A 20,206-nucleotide genomic window follows, 5' to 3' on the forward strand; every position below is an offset into this window, starting at 1 on the left:
TACCCAAATTAACAAGTCTACTTCTGAACTCCATTAAAAATGGGGGGATTACCTAGTGAGGCGCGCCTTTTTATGTGGTGATGATGGCTGCTCGGGTCGATTCTGGGAAGGACGCTTTAAATCCCAAGCTTTGTTAGATGAAGCCGCGGTTTTAGCCTGCATGGCCTACGTTGATTTGAATCCCATTCGAGCCAAGATGGCCACGACACCTGAGCGCTCAGACCATACCAGTGTTCAACTACGCATTCAGGCTGCCTTATAAGGGTGAGCAGCCCCAAAAGCTACTCCCTTTTATCGGCAATGAACGCGACAATCAACCGAATGGTATTGCTTTCTCCTTAACAGACTACCTCGAACTGGTTGATGATACTGGACGTATTATTCGTGACGATAAACGTGGCGCTATCAACGAAAACAGTGTCAACGTCCTAACAAGATTGAATATCCCCCATGAAAATTGGGTTAAGCTCGCTAGCGAATTTGGTCAATTGTTTCATGGCCCAGTGGGCACATTACAAGCACTCACCCATTACTGTGAACACTTAGAGAAGCGGCGACGGCACTTTGTAACGAGCTGCCGGCATTTCAAAATAGACTGGTATTAACGCTTTATTGCATAACAAAACCTGTTTTTCTGGTGCAACAGGTTGGTTTAGTGCAGCTGAAATACGTCATTTTCAAGTCAGCAGGCTTAATGTCGTCATACATCGATATTCCGGCCATATTGTTTCGACCTAGAATAGCCAAATCACATCACGGTGATTGAACATGAACCGAAAGCGTATTATGTTATTGTTTTATAATGGGTGGTATTTTCTTTTCGGCTTATTTAAAGAAATTATCTGGGGATTCTCTAGGCTGAAACCTAGGGGTTGTTAAACTCTTGTAATTTTAAAAAAGTGTGTCAGATTTTAATTGAAGCTTTGTTATGGCATAACAAGGCTTTAGTAATTTTAAAGTCAACATGTAATATAAAAGGAATTTTAATGACATTTAATATTAAGAAAACTAATCTGGTACTATTTTCTTCATTGTTAGTCGTCGCAACATTTGGCGTTCTGGCTGATAGCTAGGGAATCCCCAGATAATTCCTTTTACAATCAATTAGTAGACACGCATGGTGCTGTTTGATCTAATCAATTTCGCCAAAAACAAACTAGAACAACACCATGCGTGACATTACAATACTACATGACTCTCTTAGCAATCAATGCTCTTCCATCCACAAAAAACGTCTTAATTCTCTTATGGTTGCCACTAAATCATTACTAGATGGTGATCAACTCTCTTTGACCCAGCTAGGCCGTAACATCTCTGGTAATGTGGCACCTAAGCACAGTATCAAACGCATTGACCGCTTGCTCGGTAATCACCACCTCAATAATGACCGAATGGCGATATATCGCTGGCATGCAATGCATCTTTGCGGTGCACTCTTTTAAAACCATGAGCAATGCCTATCGTGCTTGTCGATTGGGCCGATGTAAGAGAACAACTCCGCTTGATGACATTGCGCGCCTCCATCAGTGTTCAAGGGCGCAGCGTGACCCTTTATGAGCGTACTTTTGAATTCAAAGATTACAACGCACCTCGCAGCCACAATGTTTTTCTGACTGAGTTGGCAAAGGTGCTTCCGAATGGCTGTTGTCCGCTAATCGTCACCGATGCTGGCTATCGCAATACTTGGTTCGCTCAAGTAGCAAGTCACGGCTGGTTTTGGTTAGGGCGTGTTCGTGGTGACGTCAGTTATCAGCATGTTGGAACACATCAATGGCACTCCAATAAGTCGCTTTACCCAACAGCAACGAACAAAGCCAAATACATCGGCCGTGTTAACCTTGCCCGAAAAAGCCCATTGCCCTGTCATTTACACCTCTACAAAGCGAAAGAAAAAGGTCGTAAAGACCGCCGTTCCTCAAATGCAGGAAGAAACCATACCGCCCAAGCAAGCTACGGAAGAAGCAGCAAAGAGCCGTGGCTATTGGCAACCAACTTACCACCTAATCACTTTAACTCGGTCCAAGTGACAAAGCTCTACGCTAAGCGAATGCAGATTGAAGAGACCTTTCGAGACTTGAAGAGTCCACAATACGGCATGGGGCTGAGGCACTGCAAAAGTCGTTGTCCGAAGCGGTTAGATGTGTTGCTGCTCATCGCTATGCTGGCAGAAATTGCCTTATGGCTAAATTGGTATCGTTGCCTTACATCTAGGCTGGCAAAAACACTTTCAGGCCAACACCATTCGGCACCGGCCTGTGCTGTCGATTGTCAGATTGGGGAAAGAGGTTCGGCGGAGGGAAAACTATCAAATAACAGCGCAGCATTTACGCTGGGCAATGCATGAATACATAAAGTTGGTTCACACTGCTGGGAGACCTGAATTATGAGGGGATCCCCCAGGGCTGATAGTATTGTTGTAACACCTAAAGGTACATATAAATGTGATAATGTTTGTGTTGTCGACAGTCACGGAAATGTTACGGATTGCTGCGGAGGATCGGTCTGGAGAAAAGAAACCGAAGATCCCGTCTAAGGCAAAATTTTTCAGATGTATAATATATTAACTGATAGTCGAGCTGAAGTGCGCTCAACTTTTTACGATTGTTTTAAAGTTTAGCTGAAAAGATACCTTTTTACTCAAGGACTTTTATCAAGGAATGTTATGAAACTACAACCGTATATTTTTTCTATTCTGGCAATATCAATCGCCACATGGGGATGCATAGAGTTTATTAATGACGAAAAAGAAAATGAATTTAATCAAAATGAGGGCAATACCGTTTCCAATATAATAAACTCGGATGGCTTAAGTCCAGATGACGCGGCTATTTTGGTGCATTCTGATTTGACAGTTAACAATGCAGATAAACTAATCAGTCATGATAGTTTGACTAATGGAGATGATAAAAAAAATGAAGATGTAATTTCGACTGAGCTTCAAGATAATAATGTTGTTTTTGAAGAAAATGGGAAATTAGTATTCGATGAACATTACCTAAAAGAGCTATCCTTAAACGAAACTTTCGATTTTATAGCTAGTTTACCACTTACTATCACCAACCCCGAGTCACTAATTATTATGGAAAACATTAATGAGGGAATTGGAAAAGATATAGTGGAATATGAAGATATGAATCTCAAGACGATATCTTGTTCAGACAAACTTTGTGGCATTGTCATTTCCTCTGGAAATCGTTCTAATGTTGATTCTTTCTTAGATTTAATTACATCTAAGCCCATTGTAAAAGAAAAGTTAAAAGGGGGGAGCTTGAAAATTGTGGAGGATAATGGCGAATATTATGGGGTTTTATTTGGTGCCATTGGAAATATGCCGATACAACATAAGTAAAATGAAAGTTGCATAGCTATAGGCTGTGGTAAGCCCCTAATTTTTTAGATGGGAAGGCTCAGGAAAGCAGCGACACTGGTTAACGCCAGTCAAATCGAAAATGCGTTATGAAGTCGTCGAAGCGTTTTCTGATAATGATTTGCTTATTGATATGCCTGTATCACCGCAAGCGAGAAAGAAGACCCCCAAATTTACCTGAAACATGGCGCGCGCGTTTTATTGCTTATCAAAAGCCAAAGGGTGAGATTAAAGGCTTCGTTACCTCGCTGGTTGACCCCACTCGGTATCCACTGGATAAGCTACTTAATATCTACTGGCAACGCTGGGAAATTGAAGAAGGATATGGCGAGCTTAAGCAAGCTCAACTGCAAAGTAAGGTGACGTTACGAAGTCAATTTACTGAAGGGGTCAGACAAGAACTATGGGGCGTACTTATCGCTTACAATCTGGTTCGTTTAGAGATGGTAGCGATAGCAAAGGAAGCAGAAGTTGCTCCAACGCGTATCAGTTTTAGCGCAGCAATAAGCTTGATAGACACACAATTGATGTGGCTTGCTTTATCGCCGGATGGGAAACTGCCGGCTAAGCTGAAGCAAATGTGAGCCGATATAAAACACTTTATCCTTCCAGATAAAAGAAAGCACCGAACGTATCCACGTTCAGTGCTCTATATACCTAGCCGTTACCCACTAAAATATAAGCAATAATGCTTAACCGAATAGCATTAACTCTATTGACTGGCTTTGTGGGCGCTATTTGTCAAAATAATCAGAGATTACTTCCTGGTATCAAACCTTGACGCTGAACGAGCGTTTTTTACATGGTTAATTTAGGGGGAGACAAATTAGACTGGTCAACTTGTCCTTGTGTGACTAATTGTCCCTTCGCATCTGTAAGTATGTGCTATTACGTCGTAATTGGTCCTTTATTGGGTGATGTCTGTCTAGAGTTCTGCTTTACGAATTGTTAAATCTGGTTATAAAGAATAAGATGTGCGCGAATTTACGACTGGGCAGTTCTTAACGATGTTGAAGATCTGCAAGCCATTATCACGAGCAGATTGGAGTCTTAAGTGATCAAAACAAGAAATACTAAAATCGCGATTATCATCAGTAGCCTACTATCAAGCCAAGCTGTACTAGCTAATGAAGCTAATGACGTTTTTTCACTTGGTGAAATTGTTGTTTCAGAGCAGACAGGTGTAAAAGATATTGCTATCAATAACACAATGACAGCAGAGCAAATTGAACTTATTGGCGCCAAAACGGCTGCGGATGCACTGGACTATGTTCCTGGTGTACACGTTGCTCAGTCGAGTAAAGGTGAGAAATTTTTAACTATTCAGGGCTTTGAGCAAGATAAAGTGCTTATTCTGCTTGATGGTGTGCCATATTATGAAACTAACTATGGCCAGTTAGATCTTAATCAAATCCCTGCCAATATCATTGCCAAAATTGATGTAGTGAAAGGCGCCTCTTCAGTGCTTTATGGCCCAAATGGAATGGGCGGTGTGGTCAATATTATCACTAAGAAAGGCCAAGAAGGTATCAGTGGTGATCTTAATGCATCATTTGGGCAAATGGGACAAAACCATCAAGCAGGTTCTATCAGCTTAGGCAAAGATGGTTTTAGCTTATTTGCATCAGTCGATCACCGTGGTCGTGATGCAATGCGTATGTCTAATGACTTTGAGCCTGTACTTTCAGACATTAAAAATAAATTTGGTGATTTACCAAAGCGGATGGTTGTTGAAGACGGCGGTAAGCGCGAAAACTCTGCTTATGAATCGACTAATATCTGGGTACGTGGTGGTTACGCCAATGAAAGCACAGAGCTTTTTGCTAGTGTATTCAGCTTAGATTCTGATCGTGAGCTTCCTTATAACACCCGTTATAACAAAGTATTTAGTGATTTTAGTAGTTTTGCCGATATCTCTGAATATAAAGATACTGGTATGGATTTAAGCGGTTTACACCGCGTAAATGACTGGCTAACAGTGCGTGCATTAGGTTATTACCACATGCATAACGACAGCTATGATTCATACGATAATCCAGATAAAGACCTTAAGTTAGCGACAAGTAGCTACAGCGATTACACCGCAGGTGGCGCTCTGTTTACTGATATGGCATTAGCGGATTGGAATAGCTTAAGCCTGTCAGTTAACTATAAAAATGATGTACACAAAAAGAAGAATGTTGCTTACGTTGATGTAGGTCGCTCTCATGGATATGAACGCTCTCAATTAGATACTATCAGTGTTGCAGCAGAAGATACCATGACCTTTGGCGCGCTAAATGTGGTCGCTGGTATTGCTTGGCATAAACAAACGATTGTTGAAGATCGCGGTAATGATGCTACGCCGGGTGAAGATGGTTCAGATACCTTAGATCCAATGCTTGGTATGAGTTATACCTTCGACAATGCGGGTCTAGTTTATGGTTCTATCGCGCAAAAGACCCGTTTTGCTACCTTCACTGAGATGTTTGACGATACTGGCGCCCGTCACGATCTTAAGCCTGAACGCAACACTAGTTACACCTTAGGCTGGAAAAATGACTTTAGCCATCAGTTGTTAAATAGCATTGACGTGGGTCTGTTCTATCACGATATTACTGACAAGATTGTTGAAACTTATCTGCCGGATCCAAATGATCCGAATTGGGATCTAGAAGTTTACCAAAACATCGGTAAGTCAGAGTTTTACGGTATTGAGATCACGACGCTAAGCCAGCTAACGGAAAATATCAGTCTGTCACTGGATTACACCTATACTCACGCACGTAACAAGAGCGAAAACCGCGACTCAGATTACTTCCGTGATATTCCAAAAGACTCTGTCACAGCGATTGTTAACTGGTATCAGCCTAGGTTAGATATCGATAGTAATCTACGCGTACGCTATCGTACTGATATCCTGATCGATGAACGCTCACAAGAGTGGGAGTCAGATACATTAACTATCGATATGGGAATTAAAAAGGCGATTACACCACAGTTTTCTGCTTACATGAATCTTAACAACTTACTCGATGAGTCACACTACGAAGGATACGGCCAGCCAAATGAAGGTCGTTCTTATGAAGTTGGCGTAAAGTACCGCTTCTAAGGAATAGGAATGTTAAACAGACTATTTAGTGCTGTTGTCATTCTCCTTTGTGGTCTTTCAAGTGTATCGGCAACGCCGATACACTTGGTCGATCAACAAGGCCGTGAGGTGGTGCTGCAACAGCCTGCCTCACGCATTGTGACGACCTTTACCCCCGCAAACCTGTTTGCTCTTAGTCTTGGTCTTGAAGACCAACTTGTAGGAATTGGCGGTAGCACCAAGTACTCGCCATTCATTAATCGTATTTTAGGCGAGCGCGATCCTTTGGTGATCGGCAGTCGTTCGGCTGGAACCAGTTTAGAAACCATCGTCGCTTTAAAGCCTGATTTGGTTTTAGTTTTTGGCAAAAAAGATGGCTACCGACTGGCAGATCGTCTTAGCTCATTAGGTATAGCTAGCTTGGTTATTCAACCTGAAAGCTTTAAAGACAGTGAGCTTGTGCTATCGCTATTAGCAAAAGCCACCGGCACCGAAGACAAGGCGGCTAAGATAGCAGCTGAAAACCAGCGCTTAGCCGAGATTATCCAAACTGGACTTAAAGGGCTTAGTGACGATCAATACTTACGTGCATATTACGCCAATAGTTCAGATCTATACCGCACCGCGAGTGAGCAGATGTTTCAACATCAGTTAATGGCTGTTGCTGGCATCAATAATGTCGCTACAGGTGTACCGGGTTTTTACCCTAAAGTGAATGCGGAGCAGCTACTACTTTGGCAACCGCAACTATTAGTGCGTGAATCTAATGATTCAACCAAAGTTGATGAACAACTTAAAAAATCATTGATGACACAAATCGCTGAGTTACCGCAGATCAAAATACCTAATGGTAGCTTCTGGGATATGCCGTCACCAATGGCAATGGCTGGTGCACTCTATATTGCTGCTAACGCTTACCCTGAACGATTTAAAAACATCGATTTAGATGCCGAAATAGCCCATTACTATCAAGTCGCTTTTGGTGATGCTTGCCTCTCGCCTCTGCAAGAGACGAGTCAATGTTTATAGCTAAAGGACGCACTTTTCAGCCGGTTAAGTGGCTGGGCATTGCCATTGTTGTAGGCTTGGTAGGCCTTTGCGCGGGACGCTTTTCGATTAACTCAAGCGACTTATTCAGTGCGATTCAAAAACTGCCCTCTGTACTAAGCAGCTTAATACTTGCAGGGCAAGTGCCGGATAACTTAACCCAAGAAGAAAGGGTCATTCTGCTTATTCGTTTTCCACGTTTACTAACCGCTCTGATTGTTGGTGCTGGTCTTGCTGTATCAGGCGCCGTGTATCAGGGGGTGTTTCGTAACCCGCTGGTGTCACCTGATATTTTAGGCGTCGCATCGGGCTGTATGTTTGGCGCAGCGATGGGACTTATTTTACCGGGCAGCAGTTGGTTGATGGTGCAGTTATTGGCATTTGTTTGTGGCTTAGCAGCCGCTTGTGCGGCGATGTTCATGGCCAAGCGCTTTGGTAGCAACAGTCTGCTATTGATGATTATGACCGGGATTATTGTCGGCTCGATATTTGGCGCAGGGTTGACCATGTTAAAAGCCTTAGCTGATCCCTATGGAGAGCTGCCAGCGATTGTATTTTGGCTAATGGGATCACTATCGGTAAGCAGTTGGAGCACGGTTGCGCAGCTGATAGTGCCTGTGGCCTTAGGTTATGGACTTATTCATACATTGCGATATCGCCTCAACGTGCTTTGCTTAGGCGATCATCAATGCCGCAGCCTTGGGGTAGAACCAGCAAGACTGCGTATGGTGCTGATAGTGATTAGCTCTTTCATTGTGGCCTCATGTGTCGCAACTGTTGGTTCCGTCGCTTGGATTGGCCTAGTGGTGCCACATATGGTGCGTACCTTCACAGGCGCTAACAATATGCGATTGATTCCGCTATCGACTGCGGTTGGCGCCATCTTTTTGCTGCTAGCAGATAGCGTTGCAAGGGCGAGTTTTAGCATGGAGATCCCGATTGGCATTGTGACCTCGCTGGTTGGTGCACCTTTGTTCGCCTTTTTGCTGTTTCGTTTTCGTCAGGGAGGCGCTTATTAATGCTATCTGTTGAAAATGTGAGTTTTTCTGTTGCTGACAAGCAACTATTACAAGATGTCAGTTTTGAACTAGCTGCGGGTGAGTTTTTGGCGATTTTAGGCGCTAACGGTGCAGGCAAGACGACCTTAATTAACTGCCTATGTGGTTTAAACCAACCGAGCCAAGGTCAGGTCAGTCTTAATTCGCGTCCTTTAAATAATATGAACCGCGCAGAGATCGCGCAATTGATGGCCTTGGTGCCACAACAGCAAGAAACCGCCTTTGCATTTACTGCGCTCGAGATGGTAGTGATGGGGCGCACGCCGTTTCTATCAACTTTTGAGTCCCCGTCAGAGCAAGATATCCACGACGCTAAAAGAGTCATGCAGTTACTCGATGTTGGCGGCTTAGCCAAGGCGGACTACAACCGCCTATCTGGTGGCGAGCGTCAGCTAGTACTGTTAGCCAGAGCACTGTTTCAGAGTGAGCAATTGTTGCTACTCGATGAACCGACTAATCACCTTGACTATCGTAATAAATTTCAAATCCTTTCTCAGGTAAAGCGCTGCTGCGTTGAATCTAATACCGCTGTGATTGCCATCTTACACGATCCAAATTTAGCCCAGCTATACGCCGATAAAGTACTGCTATTGGAGCACGGCAAGGTATTGGATTATGGCGAGCGTAGCGCCGTGATGACCAGTAAAAATATCAGTCGACTCTATGGCTTGGCAACGGCCAGTTATCAAGTCGCCTCGCAGGAGTTTTTTATGCCGCAAAATGTATTGGGGTTGAGTCTCAGCAAAGTGCTAATTGTTACCGGTGAAAGCGGTAGTGGTAAAACCACCGCTTTAGCAGCACTCATTGAGCAGTGCCAACAAAAACAGCTGCCATTAAAAGGCATGCTTTGCCCTGGTGTGATGAAAAATGGTCGTCGTTTTAGTAGTGATATTGTCGATATAGCGACGGGAGAACGTTGTCTATTTGGTCATCGTACTGGTGTGCTAGATAAGAAAACCGGCACACGTTTTAGTTTTACTGAAGCCGGATTGGCCCTAGGTTTACAGGCCCTTGATCATAATAACTTTAACCAAGGTGATATCTGTATTGTCGATGAAATTGGGCCGATGGAGCTTGGTGGACAAGGTTTTGGTAAGCAAATCGCGCCACTACTCGCAGTGGCAAATAGCCGTCATATTTGGGTGGTGCGTCCAAACTTGATTGAGCAAGTTTGTCGCCATTGGTCCCTGCATAACCCAGAGGTTATCGGTATTGAAGATAGCGATTTATCCCGAAAACTAATGCAGTTTATCAGCGCTGATAATCTTGCCCTTGTAGGTGAGCAAGGCTAATGAACGATGTCAGTTTAAATCAAACGAGCTTGCTTGAACAAAATTTTATTATTGCCCGCCTAGCCGGTTTGGTCGTGCTAGCTTTATCCGTTATGGCGCTTATCTTGTTCAATGCTAATAGCCTGTTGTTTCCAGGCAGTAGCGTGACAACATACTTAGTGGTAACTGCCATTGCCAGCTCGCTTTCGGTTTGTGTCTTACCTATCCGTAGTGGTATACAGGCTCGCTATGCATGGATAGTGAGTGGCTTGGGGCTATTGTTACTTATCTACAGTAAAACACTTGAGCCACCAATGGGTGATAGTGCCATGCTAACTTCACTTTGGGCGCAGCTTTTCTTCCTTTCTCGACCTATTGCGCTGGGCTTAGCTATTGCAGCTTGTGTCGGTTACTTGTTGCATGCATTTGGTCGTGATGCGCGATTAGAGAGTCATAGCCACCTATTGAGTCTTCTTGCTGGTACAGCGTTTCTTGGTGGAGAAATCGCGGGTAGCTATTGGGCATTTATCGGCTGGGGGCGTAGTTGGAGCTGGAGTGGGCACTTCTTTTTCTCAGCCCTGACATACCTGTTATTTATCTTAGTGTTTCACTTACCTAAAGCTTGGTTTGCGAATGGCAAAGCTTTGGCGTTAGGTAAGGCCGCGGTGCTTGGCTTTATTTGCGTATTGATGTTGGGGTATCGTCTGTTATGACTATGAACTGGTTGTTTTCAATGCGGCTAGCTTTTGTGCTGCTATTGTTGTTGTCAGTGTGGTTTGCGCTTGGCGTTGCGATGAGTGAGCAAGATGTTTACCGCCAAGTGCTGCGCTCACTGAATGATTTACCTATGTTGCAATGGATGCAAAGCTTAGCCGCAGCGCCTCTAGTGGCAAGTTGGCTTGCGGGCCTATTTGGTTTGATGTTTTTACTTGGATTAAACACTGCACTTTGTTCTTGGCGCGATCTGCTACCGACTTGGCGACATAAGCGCTGGCGTAGCCCACGGATCATGATGCTACCGATTCATATCCTGACCTTATTGGTGTTTATCTTCCACGGTGTCGATTTAGTGTTTATTCATGGCCACGACAGCGTTGTGCTGCATCAAGGTGAACGTTTTAACAATGGGCGTTACCAAATTGAGTTAGTCAAAGTTGATTATCGCAACGATGTCAGCCAAATCATTGAAGATGAAAAAGGTTTTAGCCCCGCCGGACGTATTACTCGTCGCAGTGTCGAAGTATTCGATCCGCGCATTAATAATGCTTACTTTGAGGTAAGCAATGGCGAGCAGACTGTCAGTGGTCATGCCGGTTTCCTGCGTCCATTTAACTGGGGGGACTTGTATATCACAGTGACAGATTTTCGTGTGCCTTATCAACAAGAAGCCAAAGGCGTGCAAGTTAAGCTGTTAGCTGTACATAACCCACTGATTAACTACTTTTTTATCTGTTATTGCCTATTACTGGTGAGTTTACTGTTGCAAGGGCTGGTGTTTTGGCGTCGCTCAATCAAAAAAGGGAGCCGAAAATGCTAGCTCGAGTTTACATCAGTTTATTGGTCGCTTTAAGTGTATTGCCACTTGCAGTTAATGCGACTGCTGCAGCGACTGACTCAAGCAGTCAGTTAGCTGAACGCTGGCGCGAGCAAATACAACAACCTGTGATGCAATCTGTGCAGCTGGGCGAAGAGGCAGCAGCATGGCAACAGCAAAAAGCGCAGTCGCTGTCGCAGCAACAACAAGACTTAGGTGAGCTTTATTGGACTGAGTATCAGCTGCAGAAGCAGCAAAGGTACTTAGCATCATTGCAAGCTGAGGTTACCCAGTTGCAGCAAGACATTGCCACAATAACCGCATTAAAACAGGAGTTAGAGCCGCAGCTTGAGATCTGGTATGCCATGTTAGAGCGTCAAGTGAGCAGCGATCTTCCGTTTGACTTTGATGAGCGTAAGCGTCGCTTAGCATTTTTACGTAAAGCTATGGATAGCAATGATCTACCATTAGCCGAGCGTTTTAGGCGTTTACTCGATGTGATGACCATAGAGGTTGCTTATGGCTATGGTCAAAAGCTGACTCAGGAGATTATCGCTATTGATGAACAGCCAGTGCAGGTGAACTTACTGCGTTTAGGGCGTTTATCTTGGTTTTATATCACCCCTGACGAGCAGCATTTAGGTTGGTTTGATAATCAGTCTCGCCAGTGGCGGCCCTTACCTGTTGATCAACAAGGTGACATTAAAGTAGCCATGGCAATTACTGCTAATAAGCAGGTGGCACAGATAGTGAATCTTCCACTAGGAGGGCAAGAACAATGAGAGCTGTGATTGCCATTTTACTTTTTAGTGCTTCTGCTCAGGTTTTTGCTCAAGGCCCAGTTGTTGCAAACACTACAGTGAATAAAACTGCTGGTAATTATCAGCAGCAAAAGGCGCAAATCGATAAGAGAGTGGCTGATATCCGTCAGGAAAATAGTGCTTGGGAGCATCAATTAAAGCAAGAGATCGATGAGGTTAAATCTAACCAACAAGCGTTAAGCGCAAGGTTAGTCAGTAAACGCGCACAACTCGCTGTATTAAACGAGCAACTTGTCGCGCTTAATCTGCAAAAGCAGCAATTGACTAGCAGATATCAACTCGCTGTTGATGATATGCAGCTGGTGCAAGGCGCCTATCAAAAAGCGTTGAGTAGCTTATCGCAGCAATGGCAGCAAAGTCCTACCAGCTTAATTGAGCCGCAGCGAGAGCTAAGTTTAACGGCTGCTAAGGCTAGCTCTGGTTTTCCACGTTTGTCACAACTCAATGAGTTGATGACTTACGTCATCGACGATATGCAGATGACGGCTCAAGTCGCTAGTACTTCTGCGCCAATAAGCCAAGCTGATGGCAGTGTTAGCACACAAGAGCTACGAGTATTTGGTGGGCTAATGGCTGTAACCGATACGGATTTACCTAATTTTATTGCCTTTACTGACAAACTACCTACCGCAATTAGGCCTGTTGATATCGATGTCAGTCAGCGGCTAAGAGCATGGTTAGATGGTGAAAGTCAGCTGTTGGCAATGGATTTGAGTCAAGGCAGAATGCTGCCAAGCTTGGCGCAAAAGCAAAGCGTTGGCCAATGGGTCAAAGATGGTGGTGAAGTGTTGTGGCCAATTCTTATTTTAGCTGCACTTGGCTTACTGATCGCCCTTTGGCGCGCGGTATTCTTGCTATATTGGCGTCCATTAGCCCAGCTTCAAAACGATGATAGCGCTAAAGCAGATCTGCTAACGATTAAGCAGCAGCTACAGAGTATGTCTCGAGTGCCGGCAGCGAAAGTGCTAGCTAATGCCATTGTTGAAGGGAGCGGTGTTGAAGCAATGGATCAGCGGCTTAAGCAGTTAATGCTGAAACAGATAGCGCAGTTTGAACGAGGTCTTGGCTTTATTGCGTTACTCGCTGCCATGGCGCCAATGCTAGGTTTGCTGGGAACGGTTTCCGGCATGATTGAAACTTTCCAATCACTCACAGAGTTTGGCAATAGTGACCCTAAGTTGTTGTCGCAAGGGATCAGTAAGGCACTGATCACCACTCAAGCTGGCTTACTGGTAGCATTGCCATTGCTACTGCTGCATTACCCGTTAAAGCGCCGCGCCCAAGCTCTAAGTTTGAATATGGAGCAGCAATCAGCCTTGTTACTAGCGCTCAACCTTGAGCAAGGGGAAGGCCATGGCTCCAAGTAGTTCGATGCAGTCATTAGAGCAATTTGTTCATGCTGTTTTAGGCTTTATTGAGCTAGGCGGCATAGTGATGTGGCCGCTATTTATCTGTTGTTTATGGATGTTGTGGTTAGTCAGTCGTGCCTTATTTAAAGAGCAAAGCTTAGAAGCACTGAGTGGTGTAACAACCGAGTGTGACTGGCTTAATCAACGTTTGCGCTTGTTGGCATTAAGGCAGGCACAGGCTCAGCAGTATGGCGATCTTCAAGGGGTTAGGTTACTTGCTATGGTTGCGCCGTTATTAGGCTTGCTCGGCACAGTGAGCGGAATGATCGCCATGTTTGATGCGGGAGCCAATTATGGCTTTCATGATCCAGCTGTAATTTCTGCAGGGATTTCTATGGCGATGGTGACCACGCAAACAGGTTTGTTTGTCGGCTTAACAGGGGTGATATTGGCCTTTTTTTGGCAGCGAAAGCTTAATCGTTTAGATACCGATTTATTCGTTGGAGGCGCACATGCTTAGCGATCGTTTTAGGCAAGATAAAGATCCCGAGATCAATATGACACCGATGCTAGATGTGGTTTTTATTTTGCTGATCTTCTTTATTGTGTCGACCAACTTTGTGCAGCAATCATCTGTTGAGATCAAGCGCCCGCAAGCCAGCACTGCGACCAGTGTTGACGGCAGCCCAATTGTGATAACGCTCGACACAACTGGTCGGGTCTACTTTGAGTCGAAAGAGATCGATATTTACTATCTGCCGGGAAAATTACAGCAGATTGCTAGTCAAACGCCGAAAGCAAAATTGCTGGTGGTGGCCGACACTAACTGCCCAACCGGGGTCACGATTAAAGTGTTAGATATCGCCAAACAGGCTGGGATCAGCTTTAGTTCTGTCGCGTCAGAGATCCATTAATGATCAAACAGCAAGTTAAAGCCTTTTGGGTCAATAGTGTCAGGTTTATCTTATCGGTAATGGTAACTATTTTGCTTTGTTACTATTTGCCAAATAGTCTCAATCAAAGCCAGGATAAAGGGCCATTAACCCAGCAAGTTAAGCTGCAAGAACTGCCATTATTACCTGTTGAGAAGCCGCGCCAAGTGGAGCCCAAAAAAGTTCAATCTAAACCGATAACGGCGAGCGTGGTAACGCCGATATCAACCAGTATGCCGATTATGCCTGCTGTTGCAGATATGCCGTTGCAAGTTCCTATCATGGCTACACCGACATTGAATGGCTTGGGGTTACCCAGCATTGCTCCTGTGATTGCGGGTATAAAAGATGTTGATAAAGCGCCTGAATTATTACGCTTTATTCAGCCTAAAATGCCGATCGCAGGTCGTAAGTTTAAGCAAGGTGGCAAAGTTCTGCTGCGGCTTATTGTGGAGGCTGATGGCATAGTGAGTCACGCAGAGGTATTAGAAGCAGAGCCCAAACAAGTGTTTGACCAATCAGCGATTGAAGCAGCGCGTAAATGGCGTTTTAAGCCTGCGGTGTTATCGGGCGAAGCGGTTAAGGTGTTTGTTGATGTACCGATTAATTTTAAGGTGAGTTAGTGATGAAGCGTATTCAACAACTTGCATTTTCATTTGTATTTAGTGGGTCTTTGATCAGTTTTTACAGCCATGGGCAGCAAGGGGAAAAGACAGACCAAGGACACTCGTTAAATCGGTTTGAGTCTAACCTGCTTAATAAAGCTAGCTCTTTGATAGAACGCAACGATTTTGATGCAGCGCTAGTCATGATGCAGCCATTACTTGAGCAAAATGCTCCACATCCAACGGTATTTCAATATGCATGTAAGACCATTGCCGATACAGGTGATGAAATTAAGGCGTTAAGTTGTTGGCAGCGAGGTTATAAGCTATATCCTCAGAAGGCGAATATTGCGATTAACTTAGCTCATGCTCAGCTTCAGTTTGAACATTATAAGGCGGCGCTTGCTAGCTTAAGCGGCTTGGATTTTTCAACTTTAGATGAGCCCATTTCAGCTCAAGTTCGTTATATGCGCGGCTACGCGCACTACCAACAGGGGCAATATCAAGCGGTGTTAACTGAGCTGCTTAGCCATGATGTGAAGCTGCATTGGTGGCCATTGATTAGTTACAGCCAGCTGGCGTTAGAGCAATGGCAAGCAGCAAAAGATAGCGCTGAGAGTTGGCTAGCACTTGAGCCAATTAACCGCAGCGCATGGCAGGTCTTAACCCGCAGTGAGCTCGGGCTAGATCATCCTGTTGAGGCCGCGGTCGCAAGCGATATTGCTGCTAACTTACACACCGATAGAAACAAGGGCGTAGCTCGCGACAGTATTGGGCTGTTTGGTCAGATTAAAGCCTATAATTTGGCAGCTAGTTGCACGCAGTTTATTAATTCCAAAACTGATAGCGCAGCGTTTGCATCTGCGGATTTTAGCTGCGCGCAATATGCGTGGATATCGGGGCGCTATCAAACTGCATTAAATATATTAATGCAGTTTGATATGAGCAAACAAAATCAGCTGCATGATGACTTTTATGTACTGCAAGGCCAACTATTTGCAGCGCTAAAGCAAGGCGATAAGGCGCGCAATGCATGGATTAAAGTCGGTTTACAATCATTGCCTACCGGCAGTGCGTCTGAAATAAAACATGCTCGACAACGCCGCAATGAATTACAAGGGCAGGCTCTATTATTAATAGGGCAAAGTTACTGGCTAGAGGGACTATGGCCTGAGGCTGAGGCGAGTTACAGGAAGCTTGCGCAAACACCGGGATTTGAAACGATAGCGGCAGCTTTTAGTCAAAGGTTAACTGCCTTAGTATTGTTTGAATAGAAACTCAGATGGTCAAAGCGGGTGGCTGTGGTAGCAGCATCTGCGCCCAAATCATCCATATTTAGTTTTATTGCTCTACTATGGCAATTGGTCTCTTAGGTAGAAAAAATAAAACCAGCAACATAGCTTCTCGGATCTTAATGATCGACAATTACGACTTTTTCATCTTCAATTTGGTGCAGTATTTTCAGCAGCTTGGACAAGATATTGTGGTTAAGCGGTAAACGTCCGCTGAACTAGTACATGATAGTCAAACAGCACCACATTATACATCAATGCTTTATCATTAATGTCTTTTGCTGTTAACGCTGGCGAGTCTGCACCTGAGCAGTACACCCAAATATACGATTCCGCTCGTTCATCATTGATGACTTTGATTGTTGTTTCATCTGCCTGTATGACGGGTTGTGAGAGCAATATTTCTCTCAACCGTTGATCCAAGGGCTTAAACAAGGTGCCGCACTTCATCATCCAGTCCGACAGGGTTCGCCGATTAATTTCAATACCGTGTTGCTTGAATAGGGGGTCTTGTCGATAAAGCGGTAAGGCGTACTGATATTTACTGGTGATGATTTGGCTGAGCAAGCTGGGAGTGGCGTAGTCCTTTGGTATGGGGCTACTCGGCACCGGCGCTTGTTTGATGATGCTCTGGGTACCGTGCTTTTCACAATGCTGGCAGCTGTACTTCAAGCGAATATTTTCTATGACTCTGACTTTAGCGGGAATGAACGCCAGTTTTTCACTGATACCTTCGCCCATCTTTTGAAGCTGATGACCGCAACAATCACACTCCTTGTCCGCTTCACCAATGTCATGGAACACTTGAGCTTGTGGCAAGTGCTCCGGTAACGGTTTTCGCTTAGTTTTTTCTTTTTTCTTTGGCGGAGTGGTTTCTGACTCTGGTGTGGTATCGACGGCTAAAGTGTCGTCTTCAGCCAGCGTTTCTGCTTCATTAAACAACTCACCTTGGGCTTGCCATGGCCTGCCAAAACAGGTTGAAGCTGGCTTCTTTGTGGCTGGCCTGCTGCCATGTGTCAGGGTTATCAATAAAATAGCGGGTGGCGGCAAGGAATTGGCCGTGGCAATTGTCTTGCATCAGTGCCACCGGATAGGGGGCGATAACACCTAGCGTTTGGCCTTGTTCAATTAAGTCACCAATAAAGCCTAAAATGGTGTTCATCGCCTGCATACGTACCGCTTGCTCAACCGTTGGTGACATAGAGTATTGCTGAAAAAAGGCCTGCTTGAGCGGATTGTCGATCGCCCAATCGAGTGCGCTAAACCAGAGGTGTTTAGCATCTTGCTTAAGCTCCCCCGAGGGCTGAGCGCTAGCGATAATCGCATCGGCAAACTCTTGCTTAATCGATAAAAAAAGGTGCTGCATTAGCGCATCTTTAGAGGGGAAGTGGTGAAACAAGGTGCCTGTGGCCACGCCAGCTTGGCGGGCTATCGCTGCGGTAGTGGTGGCATGAAAGCCCTGGGCGACAAACAGGCGGAGGGCTGTGTCCAAGATGGCTTGTTTTTTGTCGGTAATGCTCATGGTGTTCCTTACTGCATCATATGGCTGCGGACACAGGCCCGCCGCGGCGTGCGATAACTGCAATTTATCGCGTGCAACCTCGTCGTGGCCGTTAGCGTAAAAACACTTTCATCAGTAGCTTTTGTATTAGGCCACCATAAGGGGGATGGACTAACTTACCGGTATTCAATTTGCCGCGACTGAGCACAGTTTTAGCGTGGCTCATGGTTAAAAAGCCCTCTTTACCATGATAATGCCCCATGCCCGAGGGGCCAATTCCGCCAAAGGGCGCGTCATCGGCCGCTACATGAAATACGGTTTCGTTAATACACACACCGCCAGAGTGGGTGTGGCTTAAAATACGTTGCTGTGCTGCGCTATCGAAACTCATGATATATAAGGCTAACGGTCGTGGGCGATCATTGATGTAGTTTATGGCTTGAGCTAGATCATCATATTCTATGATAGGCAGCAGCGGGCCAAAGATCTCCTCTTGCATCACCAGCATCTCATCATTGACTTGGCTTAGCAGCTGGGTGGGGATCTTACGCGTCTTGCTGTCGATAGCTTCACCATTGGCCGAGGTGATGAGTGCGCCTTTACTGCGCGCATCGTCGAGCACGGCGACTATCCTGTCAAACTGACGTTGATTAATGATGGCGCCATAATCTGGGTTGTTGGCGATTTGACCATACATGGCATTAAACTTGTGCGCGAACGCTTGCTTAAAGGCGTCGGTTTTTCCCTTGGGCAGTAACACATAATCGGGGGCGACACAGATTTGTCCGGCATTTAAGCATTTACCGTAGATCATCCTCTCGACCGCTGTCTCAAGTGGCATATCATCGGCAATGATCACCGGCGATTTACCCCCTAGCTCTAAGGTGACCGGAGTGAGATTGTCGGCGGCGGCGCGCATCACGTGACGCCCGACTGTGGTTGAGCCAGTAAACAATAGATGATCGAAAGGCTGCGCCGAAAAAGCGGCCGCGACATCGGCCTCTCCTTCAACGACGGCGACCACAGTGTCATCAAATAGCTCAGCGAGCATCTTTTTTAATACGGTATTGGTGTGCGGGGTGAATTCAGACAGCTTGATCATGGCGCGGTTACCCGCAGCCAGTGCGGTAATTAATGGCCCGACAGATAACATCACCGGGAAGTTCCACGGCACTATGATGCCAACCACGCCAACAGGTTGATAATGTACGGTAATGTTTGCTGGGGCCAGCAGCATACCGGCATGGCGGCGGCTGGGCTTCATCCAACTTTTTAAATGTTTGAGGGTGTAATTGATATTGTTAATGCAGGGCATGATGTCGGAAATAAGGCTATCGTCAGCCGAGCGGTGGCCATAGTCTTGCGACAGAGCCTCAATAATGCTGTTTTGCTGCGTGAGTAAGGCTTTTTTTAAGGCCTTGAGCTGTGCTTTTCGCGCATCGAGATCCGGAGCCGGTTGGCGCTGATAAGCGGATTTTTGCGCGTTTAATTGCTGTAACAGTTGAGTGGCAATATCGGTTTGCAGTGGCATATTCATTACACCTGTCCTTATTCGCTAGCGCGTGATGAGTGGTTACCGCTCGAACTTATTCGCCTTAAAGTAAGCCATGTATCTTGCATGGCGATATCATTCAAAAAATAACCGACTGATTAGTCGGTCTGATAGTAGGCGACATTGACTCTGCGGTCAAATAAGCATCATGATTCACAATAAAGTGTGATCTAGATCAACTGTGTTTATGGTATCAAAAACTACACTTAAAGCTGGATGTGTAGGTTTTTTTGAGTCATTGGAGGGCATATGAGTGATTTACAGCATGGTATTTCTATCGGTATCGAACGAAGTGGCGACAATATCTATTTAATGCTGACGGCCATCGGCACTTTAACCCACGCCGATTATGAGTTGATGACCCCTATTTTAGAGTCGGCGTTGGCGGGACTCGATCAGCCTGAAATTGTCGCGTTGGTGGATATTACCCAATTAGAGGGGATCTCACTGCATGCTGCGTGGGACGATCTGCAACTGGGGCTTAAACACGGTAAAGCGTTTCACAAGGTGGCGATTGTCGGGCGTGGCGATTTCCAGCAGTGGATGAGTCGCATTGCCGGCTGGTTTAGCCCAGGTGAATTTAAATTTTTTGATAGTCGAGCTAAGGCAAGAGCATGGTTGCTGTGATGTCAGTGGTCATAGAGCTTCAGCTGGTTAATGCTTAATGCGCCTTAAGTTGATGAACCTTAAGTTGATGAACCTTAAGTGTCGAGCACGAATAGAGGCTATGGTCGTCACACTTAGCAATGCCATTTGGCGTGCGATTAGGCCGTGGAGTCTAGTCATCTAAGCTTAACGGTTGTTGGG

17 protein-coding genes and 3 pseudogenes are annotated in these 20,206 nt (G+C 45.3%); 17 read left to right on the forward strand and 3 right to left on the reverse strand.

The window, feature by feature from the left end; translation table 11 throughout:
- Window positions 1-79: 79 nt before the first annotated feature.
- The 16 genes and pseudogenes from DVO77_RS06125 to DVO77_RS06200 all read left to right on the forward strand — a co-directional run.
- Window positions 80-605, forward strand: a pseudogene (locus tag DVO77_RS06125) (transposase); the annotation flags it as partial.
- A gap of 564 nt (window positions 606-1,169) precedes the next feature.
- Window positions 1,170-2,387 (forward strand): annotated as a pseudogene (locus DVO77_RS06130) (IS4 family transposase).
- Window positions 2,388-2,662: 275 nt separating this feature from the next.
- Entirely contained in the window at window positions 2,663-3,349 is a 687-nt protein-coding gene (locus tag DVO77_RS06135; RefSeq protein WP_119977705.1) for a hypothetical protein, read from the forward strand.
- A 70-nt stretch (window positions 3,350-3,419) separates the two neighbouring features.
- Window positions 3,420-4,056 (forward strand): annotated as a pseudogene (locus DVO77_RS06140) (transposase); the annotation flags it as partial.
- A 365-nt stretch (window positions 4,057-4,421) separates the two neighbouring features.
- Entirely contained in the window at window positions 4,422-6,458 is a 2,037-nt protein-coding gene (locus tag DVO77_RS06145; RefSeq protein WP_119977706.1) for a TonB-dependent receptor plug domain-containing protein, read from the forward strand.
- Window positions 6,459-6,467: 9 nt separating this feature from the next.
- Window positions 6,468-7,466 (forward strand): ABC transporter substrate-binding protein, encoded by a 999-nt coding sequence (locus DVO77_RS06150; RefSeq protein ID WP_119977707.1) that lies wholly within the window; start codon window positions 6,468-6,470, stop codon window positions 7,464-7,466.
- Window positions 7,457-8,503 carry a FecCD family ABC transporter permease gene (locus DVO77_RS06155; RefSeq protein WP_119977708.1) on the forward strand — a complete coding sequence of 349 codons (1,047 nt, stop codon included), beginning with the start codon at window positions 7,457-7,459 and terminating at the stop codon, window positions 8,501-8,503. Before DVO77_RS06150 ends, DVO77_RS06155 begins: the two co-directional genes overlap by 10 nt.
- Window positions 8,503-9,834, forward strand: coding sequence for an ATP-binding cassette domain-containing protein (locus tag DVO77_RS06160; protein WP_119977709.1), 1,332 nt, complete (start codon window positions 8,503-8,505; stop codon window positions 9,832-9,834). The genes DVO77_RS06155 and DVO77_RS06160 overlap by 1 nt, the downstream gene beginning before the upstream one ends.
- Complete coding sequence (locus DVO77_RS06165) at window positions 9,834-10,526, forward strand: hypothetical protein (protein ID WP_119977710.1); 693 nt, start codon at window positions 9,834-9,836, stop codon at window positions 10,524-10,526. Before DVO77_RS06160 ends, DVO77_RS06165 begins: the two co-directional genes overlap by 1 nt.
- Before the next feature lie 20 nt (window positions 10,527-10,546).
- Window positions 10,547-11,350 (forward strand): hypothetical protein, encoded by an 804-nt coding sequence (locus DVO77_RS06170; protein ID WP_249038117.1) that lies wholly within the window; start codon window positions 10,547-10,549, stop codon window positions 11,348-11,350.
- Entirely contained in the window at window positions 11,344-12,129 is a 786-nt protein-coding gene (locus DVO77_RS06175) for a DUF3450 family protein (protein WP_119977712.1), read from the forward strand. The genes DVO77_RS06170 and DVO77_RS06175 overlap by 7 nt, the downstream gene beginning before the upstream one ends.
- Entirely contained in the window at window positions 12,126-13,535 is a 1,410-nt protein-coding gene (locus DVO77_RS06180) for a MotA/TolQ/ExbB proton channel family protein (RefSeq protein WP_119977713.1), read from the forward strand. Before DVO77_RS06175 ends, DVO77_RS06180 begins: the two co-directional genes overlap by 4 nt.
- Complete coding sequence (locus tag DVO77_RS06185; protein WP_110457367.1) at window positions 13,522-14,037, forward strand: MotA/TolQ/ExbB proton channel family protein; 516 nt, start codon at window positions 13,522-13,524, stop codon at window positions 14,035-14,037. The genes DVO77_RS06180 and DVO77_RS06185 overlap by 14 nt, the downstream gene beginning before the upstream one ends.
- Window positions 14,030-14,431, forward strand: coding sequence for an ExbD/TolR family protein (locus tag DVO77_RS06190; RefSeq protein WP_119977714.1), 402 nt, complete (start codon window positions 14,030-14,032; stop codon window positions 14,429-14,431). Before DVO77_RS06185 ends, DVO77_RS06190 begins: the two co-directional genes overlap by 8 nt.
- Window positions 14,431-15,072 carry an energy transducer TonB gene (locus DVO77_RS06195; RefSeq protein WP_119977715.1) on the forward strand — a complete coding sequence of 214 codons (642 nt, stop codon included), beginning with the start codon at window positions 14,431-14,433 and terminating at the stop codon, window positions 15,070-15,072. The genes DVO77_RS06190 and DVO77_RS06195 overlap by 1 nt, the downstream gene beginning before the upstream one ends.
- Window positions 15,073-15,074: 2 nt before the next feature.
- Complete coding sequence (locus DVO77_RS06200) at window positions 15,075-16,328, forward strand: tetratricopeptide repeat protein (RefSeq protein ID WP_119977716.1); 1,254 nt, start codon at window positions 15,075-15,077, stop codon at window positions 16,326-16,328.
- 213 nt (window positions 16,329-16,541) lie between these two features.
- On the opposite strand, the gene tnpC is transcribed toward DVO77_RS06200, so the two are convergent.
- The 3 genes from tnpC to DVO77_RS06215 form a co-directional block, all read right to left on the reverse strand.
- Complete coding sequence (gene tnpC / locus DVO77_RS06205; RefSeq protein ID WP_308444043.1) at window positions 16,542-17,396, reverse strand: IS66 family transposase; 855 nt, start codon at window positions 17,394-17,396, stop codon at window positions 16,542-16,544.
- Window positions 17,290-17,868 (reverse strand): TetR/AcrR family transcriptional regulator, encoded by a 579-nt coding sequence (locus DVO77_RS06210; protein WP_119977718.1) that lies wholly within the window; start codon window positions 17,866-17,868, stop codon window positions 17,290-17,292. Before DVO77_RS06210 ends, tnpC begins: the two co-directional genes overlap by 107 nt.
- Before the next feature lie 91 nt (window positions 17,869-17,959).
- Window positions 17,960-19,384: a coniferyl aldehyde dehydrogenase gene (locus DVO77_RS06215; protein WP_119977719.1), complete on the reverse strand. Its 1,425-nt coding sequence runs from the start codon at window positions 19,382-19,384 to the stop codon at window positions 17,960-17,962.
- Window positions 19,385-19,648: 264 nt separating this feature from the next.
- Between DVO77_RS06215 and DVO77_RS06220 the strand changes: the two genes are divergently transcribed.
- The gene (locus tag DVO77_RS06220) at window positions 19,649-20,026 is read left to right on the forward strand and encodes a SpoIIAA family protein (RefSeq protein WP_110457374.1); all 378 of its coding nucleotides are present in this window, start codon (window positions 19,649-19,651) and stop codon (window positions 20,024-20,026) included.
- Window positions 20,027-20,206: the final 180 nt, after the last annotated feature.

This window comes from Shewanella algidipiscicola (assembly GCF_003605125.1).
Lineage (GTDB): Bacteria > Pseudomonadota > Gammaproteobacteria > Enterobacterales > Shewanellaceae > Shewanella > Shewanella algidipiscicola.